This window comes from Mycolicibacterium wolinskyi str. Jessa 2025 (genome assembly GCF_049241375.1).
GTDB lineage: Bacteria > Actinomycetota > Actinomycetes > Mycobacteriales > Mycobacteriaceae > Mycobacterium > Mycobacterium wolinskyi.
Window position 1 is genome coordinate 2069976 of sequence record NZ_CP185960.1, and the last position, 22075, is coordinate 2092050.

Consider the following 22075-nt stretch of genomic DNA (forward strand, 5'->3'; position numbering starts at 1 on the left):
GCTATGAGGCGCAGACTGACGACCATCGGCCAGTTAGGTCTGGGTGTCCTGGCAGGTATCGGTCTCTACATTCTTTGTGTTCTCGTGATGCTCATTCTCGGCGGATTGACCTACTCCATCACTTTGGGCGCGCTTCTTGCGGGTGTCGTTTCTATCATCATCGCCGCGTATCTCGTTGTGCGAAAACGCGATGCCACGTCGTGGCCGATTATCGGTGGCTTGGTGTCCTTTTCGGTGACGTGGGCTGTTCTTGCGATACTTGACAGCCCGTCAACCGCGTTCATGTGGTTCCGCTAGTCGCATCGGACTTATCGTCGATATCGACGCCGTTTCCGTACGGATTTGGCGTGCTGTCGGTAGTTCTTGCTGAGCTTGCGCCGGGTCACTGGTGCGGTACAGGGCACCCGCCCGGCCCTGGTTTGTGGCCCTCGCGCGTCGGCCTCATTGCCGTCGAACGCGGTCTTTTCACCGATCTGGCCACAGGCCCGGCTACGGAGAAGGAATTGTCACCTTCGACCCCGTGCGAGCGACGGCCTCGTGGACTTGCGTATTCGAAGCAGATGCCGGTGTCGCCGTCGCCTGGCCGCCGAACCCGCGCCAGGGTCCAAAGCTTGATATTGGAATGTCGCCCCCTGGTCGGCCACTGCCTCAGCTTTCAGGGACATCAAGATGGACTCTCGTCTTTCCACGCTTGCGGCTCACGCGGCCGCATTACGGCGTCAACCTTCAGCCGCTTGCTCGTCCAGTGCTCGAGCACGACCTCCCGGTCAATGTGGAAATAGGGTTCCAGTTCCGCCAGCGTCGCGTCCACGAACGCCTTCTCGCTTGGGTATCGAGGCAGCTCCGCGTAGACCTTCCGGCTCAAACTCACACAAACCATCATCCGCCCCATCGCGCGCAGGGCGGTGCAAATAGGGGCAAATGCTATCGGCGTTCCGTCCAGAAACTTGGGTGTGACAGCGGTACCCCGGGGGAAGCCGTCCAGGGGGCGCACTTCCACGGCACGCACAGCAGATTGTGCTGGCTACGAGGACTTGAGTTTTGGAATAGTAATTGTCTCCACGCGGGCAAACGCCTTCCAGGCTGCGGGGCGTGTCAGCGCACGAAGGAATCGCCAGGGGGTGATAATCCGGAACGTGGCGGATGGGGGCGGCAGTGCAGGTGGCGCACCATCACCCATGCGCTTTCTCCTGGATACAAACGCTTTTATCGCGTTAGAGCCATTCGCTGGCCAAATGGAAGCGGGCATGGGTCCTGCCGCCACTTTCATGCGCTTGGCGATGAAGCAGGGCCACCGCGTTTTCGTACACCCTGCTAGTCGAGACGAACTGGCAGAGGGCAAGGATCCCGTCCGCGTCCAACAGCGGATGGCGGAACTGAACAAGTTCGACATGCTGGTCGAATCACCGATCAGCTCGCAGATCGACATTGAGCTCGGCCCTGTTGTGCCTGACAGTAATGATCATCGCGACCGCCGAATCCTCGCTGCGCTGTACTCGAACGCCGTCAACTTTCTAGTAAGCGATGATGGCCGTCTTCGGCGTAGGGCCAAGCGTATTGGTGTTGGCGAGCGTGTCTTGACGCTTGCTGATGCTGTCGCGATGCTCGAAGGCCTCGAGCCGACCGTCGCCCCTCCTCCGCCCCGGGTCAAGGAGGTGCCGTCCTACGCGCTGGATCTCGACCAAGAAATCTTCGAGAGCATCCGTGGCGACTATCCAGAGTTCGACGATTGGATTGCCAAAGTGCAGGGGGATTCGGCGAACCGAGAGTGCTACGTCGTCGAAGAAGACGACGGGACCTATGCGGCGATAGCAATTCTGAAGATCAACGAGGAGGACGGTAGCTACGGCTTGGCCATGCCGGTCACCAAGATCTCTACTTTCAAAGTGGCACCGTCATATTCGGGCAACCACTATGGGGAGCTTCTACTCAAGGCTGTCTTGCAGTCCCACCACGACCACGACGTAGGGAGCGCCTACGTTGAGGTCTGGGACCACCACCAACGCTTGATTGACTTCCTCGGCTTGTTTGGATATTTCGACGGCGGCCAGTCGGCGAGGGGTGAAGTTGTATTGGTCAAGGTCTTCCGGCCGCGAGAGGCGTCGCTGAGCCCTCTCGACTTCCACGTTCGCCATGGGCCGCCAGCGGTTGCAAGCGGCGCATCGGTGTTTGTCATACCGATTCAGAACAATTGGCACAACCAGCTGTTCCCCGAACGCGCTTCATTCGGAGCTGGTGGTCAGCTCGCGCTACCCGGAATTACCGGACAGACCACCCGCCCCTGGGGAAACGCTTTACGAAAGGCATACCTATGTAACGCGTCAACCAAGCAGATACAGCAGGGTGACGTAATTCTCTTCTACCGTTCCGGGTTCCAGACGGTCGAGGTGATTGGCGTTGTGGAGGACACGCACCGCACGTCTTCACCCGAGGAAGCGTTGAATCTGGTCGGTGGACGGACGGTTTACAGCGCGACCGACATTGAGGCGCTTGCCCGGCACCCATCGCAAGTACTCGTTATCTTGTTCCGCCAGGATCGGGTTATCGATCCGCCGTGGACACTGGCCGAACTAGTGTCCAACCGCGTGCTCAGGGCACCACCACAAACTGTTCAAAAGGTGAGGGAGGATGGCACCCAATGGGTTCACCAGCAACTGGCAGACAGGTAGTGATGTCTGTCCATCCGCGGTATGCGGAGGCCATCATGGACGGCCGGAAGAAGGTCGAGTTTCGCAAACGGCCGCTAGCCAGCGACGTGTCCGTGGTGTGGGTGTACGCCACAGCACCAGTTCAGCGGATAATCGGCTGCTTCGAGGTAGATGCAACTGTCACCGCGTCACCTCGCAACCTCTGGCGTCGATTCGCGAGCGTCGGTTGTATAGACCGGGCCGACTTCGACCGGTACTACGCGGGAAGCAGCGTTGGATCGGGCATCCGAATTGGAAATGTGATCCGACTTGAGGAGCCCGCCCCTATTCGTGAGCTTCTGCCCTCCGGCGTACCTCCGCAGAGCTTTGCCTATGTCGAGCCAACTGACCCATCGTGACGGCGTGCACCTGTCGTTGCGGCAGGTTGACCTCATCGAAACGCATGTCGGACCAGTCTGGGGTGAGCGCTACACGCGCCGCGCTTTGCTGGCCGACCATTGGGAAGAATCCGTTATCGCACGGTCGGCACCCGGATTATCTGAAAAACGTAGCCTGACCTGCAAAAATGAAAGTGCCCCCGGCAGGATTCGAACCTGCGGCCTTCTGCTCCGGAGGCAGACGCTCTATCCCCTGAGCTACGGGGGCGCGATGGATAAACCAGCTGCGCCGATTGGGCGTGGATAGCGTAGCGCATTCGGCGGCGAATACGGATTCGGGGCGTGAGCACCCCAGACCATAGGATGGACCCTCGTGACCCCCGCCGACCTTGCTGAGCTGCTCAAGGCCACTGCTGCGGCAGTGCTGACCGAACATGACCTGGACACGGCCGCGTTGCCCGCGACCGTGACGGTCGAGCGCCCACGCAACCCGGAGCACGGCGACTACGCGACCAACCTGGCGCTGCAGGTCGCCAAGAAGGTCGGGGTCAATCCGCGTGAACTCGCGGGCTGGCTGGCGACCGCGCTCGCCGCCGCCGACGGCATCGCCGCGGCCGATGTCGCCGGCCCCGGCTTCGTCAACCTGCGCATCGAGGCGTCCGCGCAGGGCGTCATCGTCACGAACGTGCTGGACGCGGCGGCCGGGTACGGCGCGTCGGACGCGCTCAAGGGGCAGAACGTCAACCTGGAGTTCGTCTCGGCCAACCCCACGGGCCCGATCCACATCGGTGGCACCCGCTGGGCCGCTGTGGGTGACGCCCTCGGGCGGCTGCTGGCCACGCAGGGCGCCGAGGTCACGCGTGAGTACTACTTCAACGATCACGGCGCGCAGATCGACCGGTTCGCCAACTCGCTCATCGCGTCGGCGAAGGGCGAGCCGACCCCCGAGGACGGCTATGCCGGCGCCTACATCGTCGACATCGCGCAGCAGGTGCTGGCCAAGGCGCCGGACGCGCTGAGCCTGCCCGACGAGCAGCAGCGCGAGACGTTCCGCGCGATCGGCGTCGACCTGATGTTCACCCACATCAAGGAGTCGCTGCACGAGTTCGGCACCGACTTCGACGTGTACACGCACGAGGATTCGATGCACACGTCCGGCCGGGTACAGCAGGCGATCGCCAAGCTGCGCGAGACCGGCAACATCTACGAGAAGGACGGCGCGACCTGGTTGCGCACCACCGAGTTCGGTGACGACAAGGACCGCGTCGTCATCAAGAGCGACGGCAACCCGGCCTATATCGCCGGCGACCTCGCCTACTACCTGGATAAGCGCCAGCGCGGCTTCGACCTGTGCATCTACATGCTGGGCGCCGACCACCACGGCTACATCGCGCGGCTCAAGGCGGCCGCGGCGGCCCTCGGCGACGACCCGAACACGGTCGAGGTGCTGATCGGGCAGATGGTCAACCTCGTGCGCGACGGTCAGCCGGTGCGGATGAGCAAGCGGGCGGGCACGGTCATCACGCTCGACGACCTGGTCGAGGCCATCGGCGTGGATGCCGCACGGTACGCGCTGATTCGCTCGTCGGTGGACACCCCGATCGACATCGACCTGGCGCTGTGGTCGAGTGCGTCCAACGAAAACCCGGTCTACTACGTGCAGTACGCACATGCCCGGCTGTCGGCGCTGGCCCGCAATGCCGCTGGTCTGGGCGTGGCCGCCAGCACCGACAAGCTGGACCTGCTCACGCACGACAAAGAGGGCACGCTGATCCGCAACCTGGGCGAGTTCTCCCGGGTGCTCAAGACGGCTGCCGCACTGCGCGAACCGCACCGCGTGTGCCGCTACCTGGAGGATCTGGCCGGCGACTACCACCGGTTCTACGACTCCTGCCGGGTGCTGCCGCAGGGTGACGAGCAACCGGGCGATCTGCATGGAGCGCGGCTTGCCCTGTGCCAGGCCACCCGTCAGGTCATCGCCAACGGTCTGGCGATCCTCGGCGTCACCGCCCCGGAGCGGATGTGAACGCGCACCCCGCCGGTCCCCGGCATGCCGAGGAAGTTCACCACACCGCAACCCCCGCCAAACCGCAGACTCCGGACGAGATCCTGCTGCTGGCGCCGAATGTGTGGCCGCGCAACCTGGTTCGCGGTGCCGACGGCGTGGTGTCGATCGCCGGAGTCTCGGTCACGGATCTGGCGGCCGAGTTCGGCACGCCGCTGTTCGTCATCGACGAGGCCGACTTCCGGTCCCGCTGCCGCGATATCGCGGCAGCCTTCGGCGGCGGTGAATACGTGCACTACGCGGCCAAGGCGTTCCTGTGCTCCGAGATCGCGCGCTGGGTGAACGAGGAAGGTCTCGCGCTCGACGTGGCAACCGGGGGCGAGCTGGCCGTCGCGTTGCACGCGGGCTTCCCGGCGGAGCGAATCACGGTGCACGGCAACAACAAGTCCGTCGAAGAGCTGACCATGGCGGTCAAGGCCGGCGTCGGCCACGTGGTGCTGGACTCCGAGATCGAGATCGAGCGCCTCGACGCGATCGCCGGGCAGGCCGGTGTCGTGCAGGACGTGCTGGTGCGCGTCACGGTCGGCGTGGAGGCCCATACGCACGAGTTCATCTCGACGGCGCACGAAGACCAGAAGTTCGGGCTGTCACTGGCCACCGGTGCCGCGATGGACGCGGTACGCCGGGTGTTCGCCACCGACAACCTGCGGCTCGTCGGCCTGCACAGCCATATCGGCTCGCAGATCTTCGACGTGGCCGGGTTCGAGCTCGCCGCGCACCGGGTGATCGGTCTGCTGCGCGACGTGGTCGCCGAGTTCGGCGTGGAGAAGACGGCACAGATTTCGATCGTGGATCTCGGTGGGGGCCTGGGCATCTCGTACCTTCCTCACGATGACCCGCCGCCCATGCAAGAGCTCGCCGACAAATTGCTCGCCATCGTGCGCAACGAGTCCGCCGCCGTCGGGTTGCCCGCGCCCAAGCTCGTCGTCGAGCCGGGCCGGGCGATCGCCGGGCCGGGGACCATCACGCTCTACGAGGTGGGCACCGTCAAAGACGTGGCCGTGAGCCCGACCGCACATCGCCGGTACGTGAGCGTCGACGGCGGCATGAGCGACAACATCCGCACGTCGCTCTACGCGGCCGAGTACGACGCCCGGCTGGTTTCGCGCGTCAGCGATGCGCCGGCCGCTCTCGCGCGGATTGTCGGAAAGCACTGCGAGAGCGGCGATATCGTCGTTCGCGACACCTGGGTCTCCGATGACATCGCGCCGGGCGATCTGCTCGGGGTGGCCGCGACCGGTGCGTACTGCTACTCGATGTCGAGCCGTTACAACCTGCTGTGCCGTCCCGCCGTGGTGGCGGTGAAGGACGGCAAGGCGCGGCTGGTACTGCGACGGGAGACCGTCGACGATCTTTTGAGCCTGGAGGTGAGTGGTCAATGAGTGAAAAGCCCATCGGCATAGCGGTATTGGGCCTGGGTAACGTCGGTAGCGAAGTGGTGCGCATCATCAACGAGAGCGCCGCCGACCTGGCCGCCCGCATCGGGGCACCGCTGGAGCTGCGCGGCATCGGTGTCCGTCGGGTCTCCGACGATCGCGGCGTGCCAACAGATCTGCTCACCGACGACATCGCGGGCCTGGTGTCGCGTGACGACGTCGACATCGTCGTGGAGGTGATGGGGCCGGTCAAGCCCGCCCGCAAGGCCATCCTGGCCGCGCTCGAGCAGGGCAAGTCCGTCGTCACCGCCAACAAGGCCCTGATGGCGCAGTCGACCGGTGAGTTGGCGCAGGCCGCCGAAAAGGCCCGTGTGGACCTGTATTTCGAGGCCGCGGTGGCCGGGGCCATCCCGGTCATCCGCCCGCTGACCCAGTCGCTGGCCGGTGACTCCGTGCTGCGGGTGGCCGGCATCGTCAACGGCACCACGAACTACATCCTGTCCGAGATGGACAGCACCGGAGCCAATTACGAGGCGGCGCTGGCCGACGCCAGCGCGCTCGGCTACGCCGAGGCCGACCCCACCGCCGACGTCGAGGGCTACGACGCCGCGGCCAAGGCGGCGATTCTGGCCTCGATCGCATTCCACACCCGCGTGACCGCCGACGACGTGTACCGCGAGGGCATCACCAAGGTCACCGCCGCGGACTTCGTCTCGGCACGTGCACTGGGCTGCACCATCAAGCTGCTCGCGATCTGCGAGCGGCTCACCACCGACGAAGGCAAGCAACGGGTTTCGGCACGCGTGTATCCGGCGCTGGTCCCGCTGTCGCATCCACTAGCCGCGGTCAACGGTGCGTTCAACGCCGTCGTCGTCGAAGCCGAAGCGGCCGGCCGCTGATGTTCTACGGCCAGGGCGCAGGCGGCGCTCCGACCGCGTCGGCCGTGCTCGGCGACGTCGTGATGGCCGCCCGCAACCGGGTGCAGGGTGGCCGCGGGCCGCGCGAGTCGAAGTACGCCAAGCTGCCGATCGCGCCCATCGGCTTCATCCCCACCCGCTACTACGTCAACATGAACGTCTCCGATCGGCCGGGCGTCCTGTCCGCTGTGGCAGCCGAATTCGCCAAGCGTGAGGTCAGCATCTCCGAGGTGCGCCAGGAAGGCATGGTCGACGAAGGTGGCCAGCCGTGTGGCGCGCGCATCGTCGTGGTCACCCACGAGGCCACCGACGCAGCGCTGTCGGAGACCGTCGAGGCGCTGGCAGATCTCGACGTGGTGCAGACCATCAACAGCGTGCTCCGCATGGAAGGAACGAGCGCATGAGTTCAACAAAGGCCGGTCAAGTTGCCCGGGTGCACCAGCCCTGGCCCGGCCTGATCGAGGCCTACCGCGACCGGCTGCCGGTCGGTGACGACTGGACGCCGATCACCCTGCTGGAGGGCGGTACGCCACTCATCCACGCCAAGCGGTTGAGCGAATACACCGGCTGCACAGTGCATCTCAAGGTCGAAGGACTTAACCCGACGGGTTCGTTCAAGGACCGGGGTATGACCGTCGCGGTCACCGAATCGTTGGCCCGCGGGCAGCAGGCCGTGCTGTGCGCATCGACCGGCAACACCTCGGCCTCGGCCGCGGCTTACGCAGCGCGTGCCGGAATCACGTGTGCGGTGCTGATTCCCCAGGGCAAGATCGCGATGGGCAAGCTGGCCCAGGCGGTCATGCACGGCGCCAAGATCATTCAGATCGACGGCAACTTCGACGACTGTCTCGAACTCGCGCGCAAGATGACCGCCGACTTCCCGACCATCGCGCTCGTGAACTCGGTCAACCCGTACCGCATCGAGGGCCAGAAGACCGCGGCGTTCGAGATCGTCGACGCGCTCGGCACCGCGCCCGACGTGCATGCGCTCCCGGTCGGCAACGCGGGCAACATCACCGCGTACTGGAAGGGCTACACCGAGTACCACCGCGACGGCCTCACCGACCGGCTGCCGCGCATGCTCGGGACCCAGGCCGCAGGCGCGGCCCCGCTGGTGCTCGGCGAGCCCGTCAAGGAACCCGAGACCATCGCGACCGCCATTCGCATCGGATCGCCTGCCTCGTGGAGTTCGGCGGTCGAGGCTCAGCAGCAGTCCGAGGGGCGGTTCCTCGCGGCCACCGACGAGGAGATCCTGGCGGCCTACCACCTGGTGGCGCGGACCGAGGGCGTGTTCGTCGAACCGGCGTCGGCGGCCAGCATCGCGGGCCTGCTCAAGTCGGTCGAGGACGGCTGGGTCAAGCGCGGCTCGACCGTGGTGTGCACCGTCACGGGCAACGGTCTGAAGGATCCCGACACCGCGCTCAAGGGCATGCCGGCCGTCACGCCGGTTCCGGTGGATCCGGTGGCCGTCGTCGCCAAGCTCGGCCTGGTCTAGCGGAGAGTCTGGTGACACACACTCTGCCCGTCGGGATCACGGCCACCGCCGTCGTCGCCGCGTCCAGTGCGAACCTCGGTCCGGGGTTCGACAGCCTCGGCCTGGCGCTGAGCCTGTATGACGAGATCGTCGTCGAGACAACAGAATCCGGACTCCGGGTGGAGGTCGAAGGCGAGGGTGCCGGGCAGGTGCCCCTGGACGCGACGCATCTGGTGGTGCGTGCGATCGAGGCCGGCCTGCGGGCGGCGGGGTACTGGGCTCCCGGGCTGATTGTGCGTTGCCGCAACGACATTCCGCATTCGCGCGGCCTTGGTTCGTCGGCGGCCGCCGTGGTGGGCGGCTTGGCTGCGGTCAACGGCCTTGTGACACAAGCTGGTTCGGAGCCGATGACGGACACCCAGCTGATCCAGTTGGCCGGCGAGTTCGAGGGGCATCCGGACAACGCCGCGGCCGCGGTGCTCGGCGGCGCCGTGGTCTCGTGGACCGACGCGGGGGAGGACGGCGGAGCGCGCTACTCGGCCGCGCCGGTGCGGTTGCATCCCGACATCCGACTGTTCCCCGCCGTGCCGCAGCAGCGGTCGTCGACCGCCGAAACCCGGGTGCTGCTGCCGGAACAGGTCAGCCACGTCGACGCGCGGTTCAACGTCAGCCGTGCGGCCCTGCTCGTGGTCGCGCTGACCGAACGGCCGGATCTGCTGATGGCCGCCACGCAGGATGTCCTGCATCAGCCCCAGCGCGCGGCCGCGATGCCGGCCTCGGCGGAATATCTGGGGATTCTGCGTCGTTGTGGCATTGCAGCGGTGCTTTCGGGGGCGGGTCCCTCGGTTCTGGGGATGAGCGCGCAGGTGGGACTACCTGCCGAGGCCCTGGAGTTCGGCACCGCCAACGGGTTCACCGTCAGTGAGATGTCGGTCGGTTCCGCCGTACGCTGGACTTCAGGTGTGGCGGCCCGGAACTGACCGCCCGGGGTGGGTATGCACGAGGAGTGTGCGCGCAAACACAACGCGCGGAGCAATTGACGTTGCTTGATTCCTGCACCGAAGCGGGTTATTCTCGCTCTCGTCCAGCAATCGCAGGGTCTCTGCCTGCGTCGACACCAGGACGACCACCCAATCTTCTTGTGTTTCACTCGTGGACTGACGGTTCGCCGTTTGACGGTGAACCCTGGCGATCGCCGTTGCGCAGGCGACGGCGTGAACCACGCGTTCAGCGGTTCGGCTGAATGCGCATTGACCTTTGGGGAGCCCTCGCACGACGAAATCAGCGAGGGAAAGAAAGGAAATCCGTGACAGATACGGACCTCTTCACGGCTGACAACGCCAATGACACCGGTGACTTGTCCAATGCCGTGACAACAGACAGCGTTGCGCCCGCTGCCACCAAGTCGGACACCGCGCCGCGCGCTTCGAGCGCCCGGCCTGCGTCGCTGTCGACGATGGTGCTGCCGGAGCTGCGCGCGCTCGCCAAGGAAATCGGTGTTGAAGGTGCGTCCGGTCTGCGCAAGAGTGAATTGATCGCAGCCATTCGCGCCCACCGCGGCGAAACCAATGGCCGGACCGCTGAGGCCAGCAGCCCGGCGGCCACCGATGCGCCTGCAGACGCCGGTGCCGAGGCTGCCGAGCAGCCCGCCCCCCGTCGCCGTGAGCGGCGTGGCTCGTCCCGCCAGGCCGGGGCTCCGGCCGGTGGCGAGGCCACCAAGGAGGACGCGAAGGGCGCCGACGCGCAGCCGAAGACCGCCGAGCCGGAGCCGGCCAAGACCGCCGAGCCGGAGCCGGCCAAGGCCGCGGAGGCCGAGCCGGCCAAGACCGTCGAGGCCAAGGCCGCGACCGCTGAGCCGGAAGCCAAGCAGGACGTCGCGCAAGATCAGCCCAAGCAGGAGACCCGCAACAAGGGTGACCGGCGCCGGGACGATCAGGCCAAGGGCGACCGGAACAAGGACGACCAGGGCAAAGACGACCAGGGCAAGCAAGACCGGCAGGACAAGCAGGACCGGCAATCCTCGGGCGATCAGTCGGATCAGCAGTCCGACCAGAACCGCGGCGGCGGCAATGCCGATGACGACGGCGAGGGCCGCCAGGGCCGGCGTGGCCGTCGGTTCCGCGACCGCAGGCGCCGTGGCGAACGCGGCGGCGAAGGCGGTGGCGACACCGAGATTCGTGAGGACGATGTCGTCCAGCCCGTCGCGGGCATCCTCGACGTCCTGGACAACTACGCGTTCGTCCGCACCTCGGGCTACCTCGCCGGGCCGAATGACGTCTACGTGTCGATGAACATGGTCCGCAAGAACGGGCTGCGCCGCGGTGACGCGGTCACCGGTGCGGTCCGCGTGCCCCGCGAAGGTGAGAACACCGGCCAGAATCCGCGCCAGAAGTTCAACCCGCTGGTGCGGCTCGACACCGTCAACGGCGGATCGGTCGAGGACGCCAAGAAGCGGCCCGAGTTCAGCAAGCTCACACCGCTGTACCCGAACCAGCGCCTGCGCCTGGAGACCACTCCGGAGCGGCTCACGACCCGCGTGATCGACCTGATCATGCCGATCGGTAAGGGTCAGCGCGCCCTGATCGTCTCCCCGCCGAAGGCCGGTAAGACGACGATCATGCAGGACATCGCCAACGCGATCACCCGCAACAACCCGGAATGCCACCTCATGGTCGTGCTCGTCGACGAGCGCCCCGAAGAGGTCACCGATATGCAGCGCTCGGTCAAGGGTGAGGTCATCGCCTCGACCTTCGACCGGCCGCCGTCAGACCACACGCAGGCCGCCGAGCTGGCCATCGAGCGGGCCAAGCGCCTGGTTGAGCAGGGCAAGGACGTCGTGGTGCTGCTGGACTCGATCACCCGGTTGGGCCGTGCGTACAACAACGCGTCGCCCGCCTCGGGCCGCATCCTGTCCGGTGGTGTGGACTCGACCGCGCTGTACCCGCCGAAACGGTTCCTGGGTGCGGCACGCAACATCGAGCACGGTGGCTCGCTGACGATCATCGCCACGGCAATGGTCGAGACCGGCTCGACCGGTGACACCGTGATCTTCGAGGAGTTCAAGGGCACCGGTAACGCCGAGCTCAAGCTGGACCGCAAGATCGCCGAGCGGCGCGTGTTCCCGGCCGTCGACGTCAACCCGTCGGGCACCCGTAAGGACGAGCTCCTGCTGTCGCCGGACGAGTTCGCGATCGTGCACAAGCTGCGCCGTGTTCTCTCGGGTCTCGACTCGCACCAGGCCATCGATCTCTTGATGAGCCAGTTGCGCAAGACCAAGAACAACTACGAGTTCCTGGTACAGGTCTCCAAGACCGCGCCCGGCTCGATGGACGTCGACTGACACGTCGACTGCCACGCAAGGCCCTCGCTTCGGCGGGGGCCTTTTGCGTATCCGAGCCATACTACTCAACATTGACTACCATGGACCTCATGGCCACCACGACGATTCCGCTGCTGCCCTGTACCGACCGGGACCAGACCGTCGAGTTCTACCGGGCGCTCGGCTTCGACACGTCCGACCAGCAGACCAAGCCGTACCTGTACCTGGCATTCGCGCTGGCCGACATCAACGTGCACTTCAAAGAACCGGCGCCCAGCCTGAATCCGGCCGAGGAACTGTCCGGTGGTTGCGTGATCTTCGTCGACGACGTGCGTGGCTTCCACGCCACCTTCAGCGACGGCCTGCGCAGGCACTACGGGCGCCTACCCATCACCGGACTGCCGCGGATCGCCCGCCTGCGCCCCGGGCAGTCCAGGTTCAACCTGTACGACCCGTCCGGGAATTGCCTCGTGTTCATCCGGCACGACGAGGCCGATATCACCTACGGCGGCGCGCGCAGCCTGTCGGGCCTGGCCAGAGCCCTCGACAATGTCGCTATCTTCCGTGATTTCAAGGACGACGACGTACTCGCCGCGCGGGCCCTCGACACGGCGCTGCGCAGATACCGGGACAGCGCACCGCGGGTTGACCTGGCCAGGGCACTCGCGGACCGGATCGAGCTGGCCATCGTATTGGGGGACAGTGCGACCGCGGATTCCGTTCGCGCCGAACTGGATTCGATGCACCTGACGCCGGACGAACGTGAGGGTGCGGCGACCGAACTGCAAGCGATCACGGACCTTGAGCGATGGCTGGGGTAGCCGCGCCGACCGTCCGGCTGCTCGTGCTCGGCGTCGTGCGGACCCGCGGCGAGGCGCATGGGTACGCCGTCCACCGCGAACTGATGTCGTGGCGCGTGGACACCTGGACCGCGGTCAAACCGCCGTCGATCTATCACGCAGTCAAACAGCTTGAGCGCGAAGGCAAACTGCATTCCGTGCGCGCCGAACCGAGCCCTCGCGGACCGGCCCGGGTGGTGTACGGCATCACCGAATCCGGCGTCGAGGAGTTCTTTCGGCTGCTCGAAGCGGCGCTCATCAGCCCCGACATCGAGGAGTTCGGAGCCGGGATCGCCTTCATGCGCAGCCTGCCCCGCGACCGCGTCGTCGAGTTGCTCACCCGGCAGTTGACCGTCGGCCGGAAGATCGGCGTGGAGCTACAGGACATGAAGCCGCAGTGGCCCGATGCGGCCGAGCCGCCGCACGCCCAGCATCTGCTCGATCTGTGGACCGGTGTCTTCGATGCCAACGCCCGGTGGACTGCGGCGATGCTCGGCCGGGTGCGAGCGGGTGAGTTCTCGTTCGCCGACGATCAAACCGCCGGATCTGCTTTCAGGCCGGGCATCACGTAACGGCGGAGATGAGTCAGGACTGCGTCGAAGTCGCCGGCGTCCAACTGTTCTCCCGGCACCGTCGCGAACGTAAGAAGAACGCGCGCAACCCATTCCGAAGCCTCGGCGATGTCGGTGTCGGGGTGGATCTCGCCGGCGTCGCGGGCCGCGACGAGGTAGCGTGACCAGAACTCCGCGAGGTCGGGCACCAGACCCTGCACGCCGGCCCCCGCGCACGCGGCGAACTCGTCGGGCTCCTCGACCCGCAGCTTCATCAGAAGCGCGCCAGGATCGTCGTAGGCCGTGCGGCCGTGCCGGATACCCGCGGCGATTTTCTGGTCGAGCCCGTCGAACTGTTCGAGCATCGCGTGCGCTTCGGACCAATACGCCTCGTTGAGGCGCACGATCGCAGCGCCCAGCAACGTCACCTTGTCCGGGAAATGGCGATAGAGCCAGCCGCGTGACACCCCGGCGGCCTCGGCCACCTCCGACACCGTCGTCGCACGAATCCCCTTGGTACGCAGACAAACCTCGGCCGCGTCGATCAAGCGATCGCGCACACTTCGTGGGGTCGTGGTGCTGGTCAACTCCGGTGGCTCCTGGTCATGGGGTTCGGATAGGTACATGATTCTGCCAAGGCATGACGCTACCGGGTCGCGGCACAACCGTGGTAGACAGTTTTCGCAATCTGTTCACTTGCCCAGGGGAGTCGTTGGATGGCCGATACGCTGCAGCAACTGCTCCGGGAACGGGCCGAGCAGGACACCGTCGCGGTCAAGCACGGCGACCAGAGCTGGACGTGGCGGCACCACATCGCCGACGCATCGCGCCAGGCCGCATCCCTGCTGGCCGTCGCAGACCATGACCGTCCGGTCCACATCGGCACACTGCTCGGCAACACGCCCGACATGCTCACCGCGATGGCGGCCGCGGGGCTCGGGGGCTACGTCCTGTGCGGCATCAACAACACTCGGCGGGGTGAGGCACTGGCCCGCGACATCCTGCGTTCCGACTGCCAGATCCTGCTCACCGACGCGGCACACCGCGATCTGCTGACCGGCCTGGACTTGCCCGGTGTCCGGATTCTCGACACCACGTCCGACGAGTGGGCACAGCTGACCACGGACGCGGGACCGCTGACACCGTTGCGCGAGGTCGGGCCGACCGACACGTTCATGATGATTTTCACGTCGGGAACCAGCGGTGATCCCAAAGCTGTGCAGGTGGCGCACATGACGGTGTTGTTCGCCGGGCTGGCGCTCGTCGAGCGCTTCGCCATCACCGCAGCCGACGTCTGTTACCTGTCCATGCCGTTGTTCCACTCCAACGCGCTGCTGGCGGGCTGGGGCGTGGCCGTCGCGTCGGGCGCCGCGATGGCGCCTGCGACGTTCTCGGCGTCCGGACTGCTGCGCGATCTGCGCCGTTACGGCGCGACCTACCTGAACTACGTCGGCAAACCACTGGCCTATGTGCTCGCCACGCCCGAACAGCCCGACGACAGTGACAATCCGCTGCGTGTGGCATTCGGCAACGAGGCCAGCGATCGCGACATCGCCGAATTCGGCAGGCGATTCGGCTGCACGGTGTGGGACGGTTTCGGCTCTACCGAAGGCGCCGTGATCGTCACGCGCGAGGACAACTGCCCGCCCGGATCGGTGGGCAAAGGGTTCCCCGGGGTGGCGATCTACGACCCCGAGACCGTCACCGAGTGCGCCGTCGCGGAATTCGACGCGGGCGGTGCATTGGTCAACGGCGATGAGGCCATCGGCGAGCTCGTCAACACCACGGGCGCCGGACTGTTCCAGGGCTACTACAACGACCAGTCGGCGACCGACGAGCGGTTACGCCACGGAATGTACTGGTCGGGCGATCTGGCCTACCGCGACGCCGAGGGCTGGATCTACCTCGCCGGCCGGACCGCCGACTGGATGCGGGTGGACGGCGAGAACATGACGTCGGCGCCCATCGAACGCATTCTCGTGCGTCATCCCGCGGTCAACATCGTCGCGGTGTACCCGGTGCCCGACGAGTTCGTCGGCGATCAGGTGATGGCCGCCATCGTGCTGCAGGACGGCGCGTCCCTCAGGCCCGAGGACTTCGAGGAGTTCCTCGCCGCGCAGCCCGATCTGTCACCGAAGGCGTGGCCACGCCATGTCTGGATCGCCGACGATCTGCCGATGACCGCGACCAACAAGATCCTCAAACGCGAGCTCATCGCGCGCGGTGCCGAGCCGGACGGACGATGCCTGTGGCGGCGCGAGGGCACGCGATACACCGACGCCGACAGGACGCCTCACCGCTGATCGGGGTTGGTAAACGGTGAGGCGTCGATCATCGGATACCCGGAATATCGTCCGTTCATCACGCGTTTAGGAGACTGGCGGTTGACCTGGCATAATGGACCGCTGACCCTCGGTCCCGGTTCACGTCCGCGCACGTGAGGAGCGAAATAGCTCCTGGCACTTCGGGCGACCCGGGCCCACGAATGAAGAGGAACCATGAAAACAGGCATTCATCCTGAGTACGTCGAGACCACCGTGCACTGCGGTTGTGGCAACACCTTCACCACGCGCAGCACGAAGCAGAGCGGACAGATCGTCGTCGAGGTCTGCTCGCAGTGCCATCCGTTCTACACCGGCAAGCAGAAGATCCTCGACAGCGGCGGCCGCGTCGCCCGCTTCGAGAAGCGCTACGGCAAGCGCAAGCCCGCCGGTGACAAGGCCGCAGCGGACAAGTAGCTACGTCAACAGCGCCCGATCTGTCGCATCCGCGTCGGATCCGGGCGCTGTTTTCGTTTCACGGAGGATTCGGGAAGGAGCGGGCAAGTGACCGACACAGATACCGCGCCGGCGATCGAGGCGTTGCTGGCCGAGCACGCTGACCTCGAGCGCCAGCTCGCCGATCCCAATCTGCATTCCGACGCGGCGGCCGCCCGCAAGGTGGGCCGCCGGTTCGCGCAGGTCTCGCCCGTCGTCGCGACGTACCGCAAGCTGGAAGCCGCCCGCGGCGACCTCGAAGCGGCCCGTGAGCTGGCCGCCGACGACGCCAGTTTCGCCGCCGAGGTCGACGAGCTCGCCGCCACGGTCGCCGAGTTGGACCGACAGCTGACCGATCAGCTCGCCCCACGCGACCCGCACGACGCCGACGACATCGTGCTCGAGGTGAAATCGGGCGAAGGCGGCGAGGAGTCCGCGCTGTTCGCGGCCGATCTGGCGCGGATGTACATGCGGTACGCCGAACGTCACGGCTGGAGCGTGACGATGCTCGACGAGACGACGTCCGATCTCGGCGGCTACAAGGACGCCACGCTGTCGATCCGGAGCAAGGGCGATTCCGCCGACGGTGTGTGGGCGAGGCTGAAGTTCGAGGGCGGAGTGCACCGAGTTCAGCGGGTTCCCGTCACCGAATCGCAGGGCCGCGTGCACACCTCGGCGGCCGGCGTGCTGGTCTACCCCGAACCCGAAGAGGTCGAGGAAGTCGCGATCGACGAATCGGATCTGCGCATCGATGTGTACCGGTCGTCGGGCAAGGGCGGCCAGGGCGTCAACACCACCGACTCGGCCGTGCGGATCACGCATCTGCCCACCGGCATCGTCGTCACCTGCCAGAACGAACGCTCACAGCTGCAGAACAAGGCGCGCGCGATGCAGGTGCTGGCGGCCCGGCTGCAGGCGCTGGCCGAAGAACAGGCCCAGGCCGACGCCTCGGCCGACCGGGCGAGCCAGATCCGGACGGTCGACCGCAGCGAGCGCATCCGTACCTACAACTTCCCGGAAAACCGGATCGCCGATCACCGCATCAACTTCAAGGCCCACAACCTCGACCAGGTGCTCGACGGCGACCTCGACCCGCTGTTCGACGCACTCGCCGAAGCCGACAAGCAGGCCCGCCTGCAGCAGGCCTGACCCGGTACGCCGGGGCGGTATGACCTCCATGCGACAAGCGATCGAGGCTGCGACGGCGACACTCGAGGCGGCGGGCGTCGGTTCGCCGCGCATCGACGCCGAACTGCTCGCCGCGCACGCCGCGGGCACCGACCGCGGCCGTCTGATACTGCTCGACGATCCCGGGCCCGACGTCCTGCAGACATTCCACGACCTCGTGGCCGCCCGGTCCCGGCGCGTGCCGTTGCAGCACCTGATCGGAACCGCGGCGTTCGGCCCGCTCACCCTCGCGGTGGGCCCCGGGGTGTTCATCCCGCGGCCGGAAACCGAGTCGCTGCTCGAATGGGCAGTGAATTGGGTTGACACGCATGACGTTCCACGCGGAGCCGTGATCGTCGACCTGTGCACGGGCTCGGGGGCGCTTGCGCTTGCGCTGGCCCGGCACCGGCCCGACGCGCGCGTGATCGCCGTCGACGACTCGCCTGCCGCGCTGGAGTACGCGCGCCGCAACACCGCGGGGACGACGGTCGAGGTGCTTGCCGCCGACGTCACGGCCCCCGGGCTGCTGCCCGAACTCGACGGCGCGGTTGACCTGGTGGTGTCGAATCCGCCCTATATCCCGGACGGGGCCGAGCTCGAACCGGAAGTCGCAGACCATGATCCGGCCCATGCGCTGTTCGGTGGGCCGGACGGCATGGCGGTGATCGGACCGCTCGTGCGGCTCGCGGCGCGCTGGCTGCGCGACGGCGGCGCATGCGCGGTCGAGCACGACGACACCACGTCGCACCGCACCGTCGCGGCACTCGCCAACGACGGCAGCTTCGGCGACGTGACGGCCCACCGCGACCTGGCGGGACGACCCCGCTTTGTCACGGCGACCCGAATTGGGCGAAGCTGACAGTATGAGCGAGCTGTTCGACTGTGCCGATCCCGTCGCGCGGGAAACCGGTATCGCCTCGGCGGTCAGCGCGGTCAAAGGCGGCCGCCTCGTCGTGATGCCCACCGACACCGTCTACGGCATCGGCGCCGACGCGTTCGACCCGGAAGCGGTCGGGGCGCTGCTGTCGGCCAAAGGTCGAGGGCGTGACATGCCCGTCGGCGTTCTCGTCGGCTCCTGGACCACCATCGACGGGCTCGTCTACTCGGTGCCGCGGACCGCTCGCGAACTGATCCGGGCGTTCTGGCCCGGCGCGCTGAGCCTCGTGGTGCAGCAAGCGCCGTCGCTGCAATGGGATCTCGGCGATGCCCACGGCAGCGTCATGCTGCGGATGCCACTGCACCCGGTCGCGATCGAACTCCTGCGTGAGGTCGGCCCGATGGCGGTGTCGAGTGCCAACATCTCCGGCCGACCGGCCGCGGTCACCGCGGCCGAGGCGCGCGATCAGCTCGGCGATCTCGTCGAGGTCTACCTCGACGGCGGGCCTGCCGAACAACAGGCCGCGTCGACCATCGTGGACCTGACCGGCGCACAACCCCGCATCCTGCGCAGCGGTCCGATCAGCGCCGAGGACATCGCGCGGGTTCTCGAAGTGGAAGTCTCGACACTCGCCCCGCCATTGACGGAATGATCTCAGCTTTCTGCAGTACGGTGCACCGGTGATCACGGCCGACGGGGTTCTCGCGTTGTCGGACCGGGGAGCCGGTGTGCCGCTGCGCGAGCTCGCGCTCGTGGGCCTGACGGCCGCCATCATCACCTACTTCGCCACCGGCTGGGTGCGCGCGCTCGCCATCCGGCTCGGCGCCGTCGCGTATCCACGCGAACGCGATGTACATGTCCACCCGATCCCGCGGATGGGCGGGCTGGCCATGTACATCGGGGTGGCCGCGGCCGTGCTGCTGGCCTCCCAGCTGCCCGCGCTGACGCGGGGTTTCGTCTATTCGACCGGCATGCCCGCGGTCGTGGTCGCCGGCGGGCTGATCATGGCGATCGGGCTGATCGACGACCGCTGGGGCCTGGACGCGTTGACCAAGTTCGCCGGTCAGATCACGGCCGCCAGCGTGCTCGTCACGATGGGCGTGGCCTGGAGCGTGCTCTACATCCCGATCGGGGGAGTGGGCACGATCGTCCTCGACCAGGTTTCGTCGATTCTGCTGACCTTGGCGCTGACCGTGTCGATCGTCAACGCGATGAACTTCGTCGACGGGCTCGACGGGCTCGCGGCGGGCCTCGGACTGATCACGGCGCTCGCCATCTGCGTGTTCTCGGTCGGGCTGCTTCGCGACCACGGCGGCGACGTCCTGTTCTACCCGCCTGCCGTCATCTCGGTCGTGCTGGCCGGCGCGTGTCTGGGGTTCCTGCCGCACAACTTCCACCGGGCCAAGATCTTCATGGGCGACTCCGGATCCATGCTGATCGGCCTGATGCTCGGAGCGGCGTCGACGACGGCGGCAGGCCCGATCTCGCAGAACGCCTACGGCGCCCGCGACGTGTTCGCGCTGTTGTCGCCGTTTTTGCTGGTGGTCGCGGTGATGCTGGTACCGGCGCTCGACACCTTGCTCGCGATCGTGCGTCGAACCCGGGCCGGGCGCAGCCCGCTCAGCCCCGACAAGATGCACCTGCATCACCGGCTCCTGCAGATCGGGCACTCGCACCGGCGTGCGGTCCTGCTGATCTACCTGTGGGTCGGCATCATCGCGTTCGGTGCGGCGAGCACGATCTTCTTCGATCCGCGCCACACCGGTGCGGTGATGGTGGCCGCCATTCTGGTCGCGATCGTCGTCACGTTGATCCCCTTGTTGCGCCGTGACTCGGAGGCATCCGAGGAGCAGTAAAACCGGCCAATACGACAAAAAGTAGTAGGCCCCGTTTAGGGGTGCCTACCATGTGGTACGGTGCTGGCAGAACCCGAAAAACCTCGCGGGTTGCCGGCCCGGCCCATCGGTTCTCAGAGCCGATCGGAGCCGATCAACGACCGACAAAAGGGAGCTACCCCTTGGGTGATTCCAGCGCGCCCGTCGCCCTTCGATACGCTCGTCGGGCACGCACAGGGTTTTGCCAGTGAATTGTGGTAGTTCTCGTGACCGCGGGATTGAGGTGAAGCAGTGACGACACCAGCGCAAGATGCGCCGTTGGTGTTTCCGTCGGTGGCTTTCAGGCCGCTGCGCCTGTTGATCGTCTGCGTCGCGTTGACCGGAGTCGCAACTCTCGCGGCCGGGTTCACCGGACACATTTTCTTCGGACTTTTCTTCGGGGCCGGTCTGGCCCTCGGGCTGATCAACGCCCTCCTGGTGCGCCGCGCGGTGGAGTCGATCACCGCTGAAGAGCACCCTCTCAAGAAGAAGATGGCGGTCAACTCGGCGACCCGGTTGCTGGCCATCACCGCGATCGCGCTCGCGATCGCGTTTGTCTTCAGAACCTCGGGCGGCATCGCGGTGCTGTTCGGGCTGGCGGTGTTCCAGGCGCTGCTGGTGATGAGCACCAGCATCCCCGTGCTGCGCAAGATCCGCACGAACGGCCTGGACGTCTTGGATTCGGAATCGAAGGGTTGAGCTGACCTCTATGACTCAGACGACGACCGTGCTGGCCGCCGAAGAAGGCGGTGCCGCCATCCACGTCGGACACCACACCATGGTGTTCGAGCTGTTCGGGATGACGTTCAACGGTGACACCATCCTCGCGACCGCGATCACCGCGGTGATCGTGATCGGGTTGGCGTTCTTCCTGCGCGCCAAGGTCACCTCGACCGGGGTGCCGGGCGGTGTCCAGCTGTTCTGGGAAGCGCTGACCATCCAGATGCGCGGTCAGATCGAAAGTGCCATCGGCATGAAGGTCGCGCCGTTCGTGCTGCCCCTGGCGGTCACCATCTTCGTGTTCATCCTGATCTCCAACTGGCTGGCGGTGCTTCCGCTGCAGTACGGCGGATCGGACGGCGCCGCGGGCGAGCTGTACAAGCCGCCGGCCTCCGACATCAACTTCGTGCTGGCGCTCGCGCTGTTCGTGTTCGTCGCCTACCACGCCGCGGGCGTCTGGCGCCGGGGCATCATCGGCCACCCGCTCAAGGTGGTCAAGGGTCACGTCGCATTCCTCGCGCCGATCAACATCGTCGAGGAGCTGGCCAAGCCCATCTCGTTGGCACTCCGTCTTTTCGGCAACATCTTCGCCGGCGGCATCCTGGTGGCGCTCATCGCGATGTTCCCCTGGTACATCCAGTGGGCACCCAACGCGATCTGGAAGACCTTCGACTTGTTCGTCGGCCTGATCCAGGCGTTCATCTTCTCGCTGCTGACGATCCTGTACTTCAGCCAGTCGATGGAGCTGGACCACGAAGATCACTGACCAAAGCCATTAGTCCCAACAACCGCACCACACGAACCTCTGGCGGCACAGCCACCAGTTATCAAGGAGGATAAAAGGAATGGAACTCGATCCAAACGCCATCATCACGGCCGGCGCTCTGATCGGCGGTGGATTGATCATGGGTGGCGGCGCCATCGGCGCTGGTATCGGTGACGGCATTGCGGGTAACGCGCTGATCTCGGGCATCGCCCGGCAGCCCGAGGCCCAGGGCCGGCTTTTCACCCCGTTCTTCATCACCGTTGGTCTGGTTGAGGCCGCGTACTTCATCAACCTGGCCTTCATGGCGCTGTTCGTCTTCGCCACGCCGGGCCTGCAGTAGTCCGTCGGT

The 22075-nt window shown here is 66.3% G+C and carries 21 protein-coding genes, 1 tRNA gene and 1 pseudogene; 20 read left to right on the plus strand and 3 right to left on the minus strand.

Annotation, left to right across the window (positions count from 1 at the left end; genetic code table 11):
- The first annotated feature begins 3 nt into the window (after positions 1 to 3).
- A complete protein-coding gene (locus tag ACOI2T_RS10335; protein WP_409506433.1) occupies positions 4 to 297 on the plus strand; it encodes a hypothetical protein in 294 nt (97 codons plus the stop codon).
- Positions 298 to 664: 367 nt separating this feature from the next.
- Here ACOI2T_RS10335 and ACOI2T_RS10340 read toward each other — a convergent pair whose 3' ends face one another.
- The gene (locus ACOI2T_RS10340) at positions 665 to 811 is read right to left on the minus strand and encodes a hypothetical protein (RefSeq protein WP_409506434.1); all 147 of its coding nucleotides are present in this window, start codon (positions 809 to 811) and stop codon (positions 665 to 667) included.
- Positions 812 to 1247: 436 nt separating this feature from the next.
- Between ACOI2T_RS10340 and ACOI2T_RS10345 the strand changes: the two genes are divergently transcribed.
- Positions 1248 to 2669 carry a GNAT family N-acetyltransferase gene (locus ACOI2T_RS10345; protein WP_409506435.1) on the plus strand — a complete coding sequence of 474 codons (1422 nt, stop codon included), beginning with the start codon at positions 1248 to 1250 and terminating at the stop codon, positions 2667 to 2669.
- 35 nt (positions 2670 to 2704) lie between these two features.
- On the plus strand, positions 2705 to 3046 hold the full coding sequence (locus tag ACOI2T_RS10350; protein WP_421876481.1) for an ASCH domain-containing protein: 342 nt from the start codon (positions 2705 to 2707) through the stop codon (positions 3044 to 3046).
- 174 nt (positions 3047 to 3220) lie between these two features.
- On the opposite strand, the gene ACOI2T_RS10355 is transcribed toward ACOI2T_RS10350, so the two are convergent.
- Positions 3221 to 3293, minus strand: a tRNA-Arg gene (locus ACOI2T_RS10355).
- 105 nt (positions 3294 to 3398) lie between these two features.
- On the opposite strand from ACOI2T_RS10355, the gene argS reads away from it, so the two are divergent.
- The 8 genes and pseudogenes from argS (at position 3399) to ACOI2T_RS10395 (ending at position 13587) form a co-directional block, all read left to right on the plus strand.
- The gene (gene argS / locus ACOI2T_RS10360) at positions 3399 to 5051 is read left to right on the plus strand and encodes an arginine--tRNA ligase (protein ID WP_409506437.1); all 1653 of its coding nucleotides are present in this window, start codon (positions 3399 to 3401) and stop codon (positions 5049 to 5051) included.
- Positions 5048 to 6472 (plus strand): diaminopimelate decarboxylase, encoded by a 1425-nt coding sequence (gene lysA, locus ACOI2T_RS10365; RefSeq protein WP_409506438.1) that lies wholly within the window; start codon positions 5048 to 5050, stop codon positions 6470 to 6472. Before argS ends, lysA begins: the two co-directional genes overlap by 4 nt.
- Positions 6469 to 7787, plus strand: a pseudogene (locus tag ACOI2T_RS10370) (homoserine dehydrogenase). Before lysA ends, ACOI2T_RS10370 begins: the two are co-directional and overlap by 4 nt.
- The gene (gene thrC / locus ACOI2T_RS10375; RefSeq protein WP_067858684.1) at positions 7784 to 8878 is read left to right on the plus strand and encodes a threonine synthase; all 1095 of its coding nucleotides are present in this window, start codon (positions 7784 to 7786) and stop codon (positions 8876 to 8878) included. The pseudogene ACOI2T_RS10370 and the gene thrC overlap by 4 nt, the downstream one beginning before the upstream one ends.
- A gap of 11 nt (positions 8879 to 8889) precedes the next feature.
- Positions 8890 to 9837 (plus strand): homoserine kinase, encoded by a 948-nt coding sequence (gene thrB, locus ACOI2T_RS10380; protein ID WP_409506439.1) that lies wholly within the window; start codon positions 8890 to 8892, stop codon positions 9835 to 9837.
- A gap of 326 nt (positions 9838 to 10163) precedes the next feature.
- Positions 10164 to 12197, plus strand: a complete 2034-nt coding sequence (gene rho, locus ACOI2T_RS10385; RefSeq protein WP_409506440.1) for a transcription termination factor Rho — start codon at positions 10164 to 10166, stop codon at positions 12195 to 12197.
- Between the two features lie 89 nt (positions 12198 to 12286).
- Positions 12287 to 12997, plus strand: coding sequence for a DUF8817 family protein (locus tag ACOI2T_RS10390; protein ID WP_409506441.1), 711 nt, complete (start codon positions 12287 to 12289; stop codon positions 12995 to 12997).
- The gene (locus ACOI2T_RS10395) at positions 12985 to 13587 is read left to right on the plus strand and encodes a PadR family transcriptional regulator (RefSeq protein ID WP_409506442.1); all 603 of its coding nucleotides are present in this window, start codon (positions 12985 to 12987) and stop codon (positions 13585 to 13587) included. Before ACOI2T_RS10390 ends, ACOI2T_RS10395 begins: the two co-directional genes overlap by 13 nt.
- On the opposite strand, the gene ACOI2T_RS10400 is transcribed toward ACOI2T_RS10395, so the two are convergent.
- Complete coding sequence (locus ACOI2T_RS10400; RefSeq protein ID WP_067858672.1) at positions 13548 to 14192, minus strand: TetR/AcrR family transcriptional regulator; 645 nt, start codon at positions 14190 to 14192, stop codon at positions 13548 to 13550. The genes ACOI2T_RS10395 and ACOI2T_RS10400 overlap by 40 nt on opposite strands.
- A 90-nt stretch (positions 14193 to 14282) precedes the next feature.
- On the opposite strand from ACOI2T_RS10400, the gene fadD1 reads away from it, so the two are divergent.
- From fadD1 to ACOI2T_RS10445, 9 genes are all read left to right on the plus strand, one after another.
- The gene (gene fadD1 / locus ACOI2T_RS10405) at positions 14283 to 15869 is read left to right on the plus strand and encodes a fatty-acid--CoA ligase FadD1 (protein ID WP_409506443.1); all 1587 of its coding nucleotides are present in this window, start codon (positions 14283 to 14285) and stop codon (positions 15867 to 15869) included.
- 195 nt (positions 15870 to 16064) lie between these two features.
- Entirely contained in the window at positions 16065 to 16304 is a 240-nt protein-coding gene (gene rpmE / locus ACOI2T_RS10410; RefSeq protein WP_067858665.1) for a 50S ribosomal protein L31, read from the plus strand.
- Between the two features lie 87 nt (positions 16305 to 16391).
- Complete coding sequence (prfA, locus tag ACOI2T_RS10415) at positions 16392 to 17471, plus strand: peptide chain release factor 1 (protein WP_067858663.1); 1080 nt, start codon at positions 16392 to 16394, stop codon at positions 17469 to 17471.
- Between the two features lie 19 nt (positions 17472 to 17490).
- A complete protein-coding gene (prmC, locus tag ACOI2T_RS10420) occupies positions 17491 to 18348 on the plus strand; it encodes a peptide chain release factor N(5)-glutamine methyltransferase (protein ID WP_409506444.1) in 858 nt (285 codons plus the stop codon).
- 4 nt (positions 18349 to 18352) lie between these two features.
- A complete protein-coding gene (locus ACOI2T_RS10425; protein ID WP_085145942.1) occupies positions 18353 to 19018 on the plus strand; it encodes an L-threonylcarbamoyladenylate synthase in 666 nt (221 codons plus the stop codon).
- A 10-nt stretch (positions 19019 to 19028) separates the two neighbouring features.
- The gene (locus ACOI2T_RS10430; RefSeq protein WP_067858653.1) at positions 19029 to 20222 is read left to right on the plus strand and encodes a glycosyltransferase family 4 protein; all 1194 of its coding nucleotides are present in this window, start codon (positions 19029 to 19031) and stop codon (positions 20220 to 20222) included.
- A gap of 270 nt (positions 20223 to 20492) precedes the next feature.
- Positions 20493 to 20939: an ATP synthase subunit I gene (locus ACOI2T_RS10435; RefSeq protein ID WP_067858650.1), complete on the plus strand. Its 447-nt coding sequence runs from the start codon at positions 20493 to 20495 to the stop codon at positions 20937 to 20939.
- Between the two features lie 10 nt (positions 20940 to 20949).
- On the plus strand, positions 20950 to 21726 hold the full coding sequence (gene atpB / locus ACOI2T_RS10440) for a F0F1 ATP synthase subunit A (protein WP_067858647.1): 777 nt from the start codon (positions 20950 to 20952) through the stop codon (positions 21724 to 21726).
- Positions 21727 to 21805: 79 nt separating this feature from the next.
- A complete protein-coding gene (locus ACOI2T_RS10445) occupies positions 21806 to 22066 on the plus strand; it encodes a F0F1 ATP synthase subunit C (protein WP_036440957.1) in 261 nt (86 codons plus the stop codon).
- The last annotated feature ends 9 nt before the right edge of the window (positions 22067 to 22075 follow it).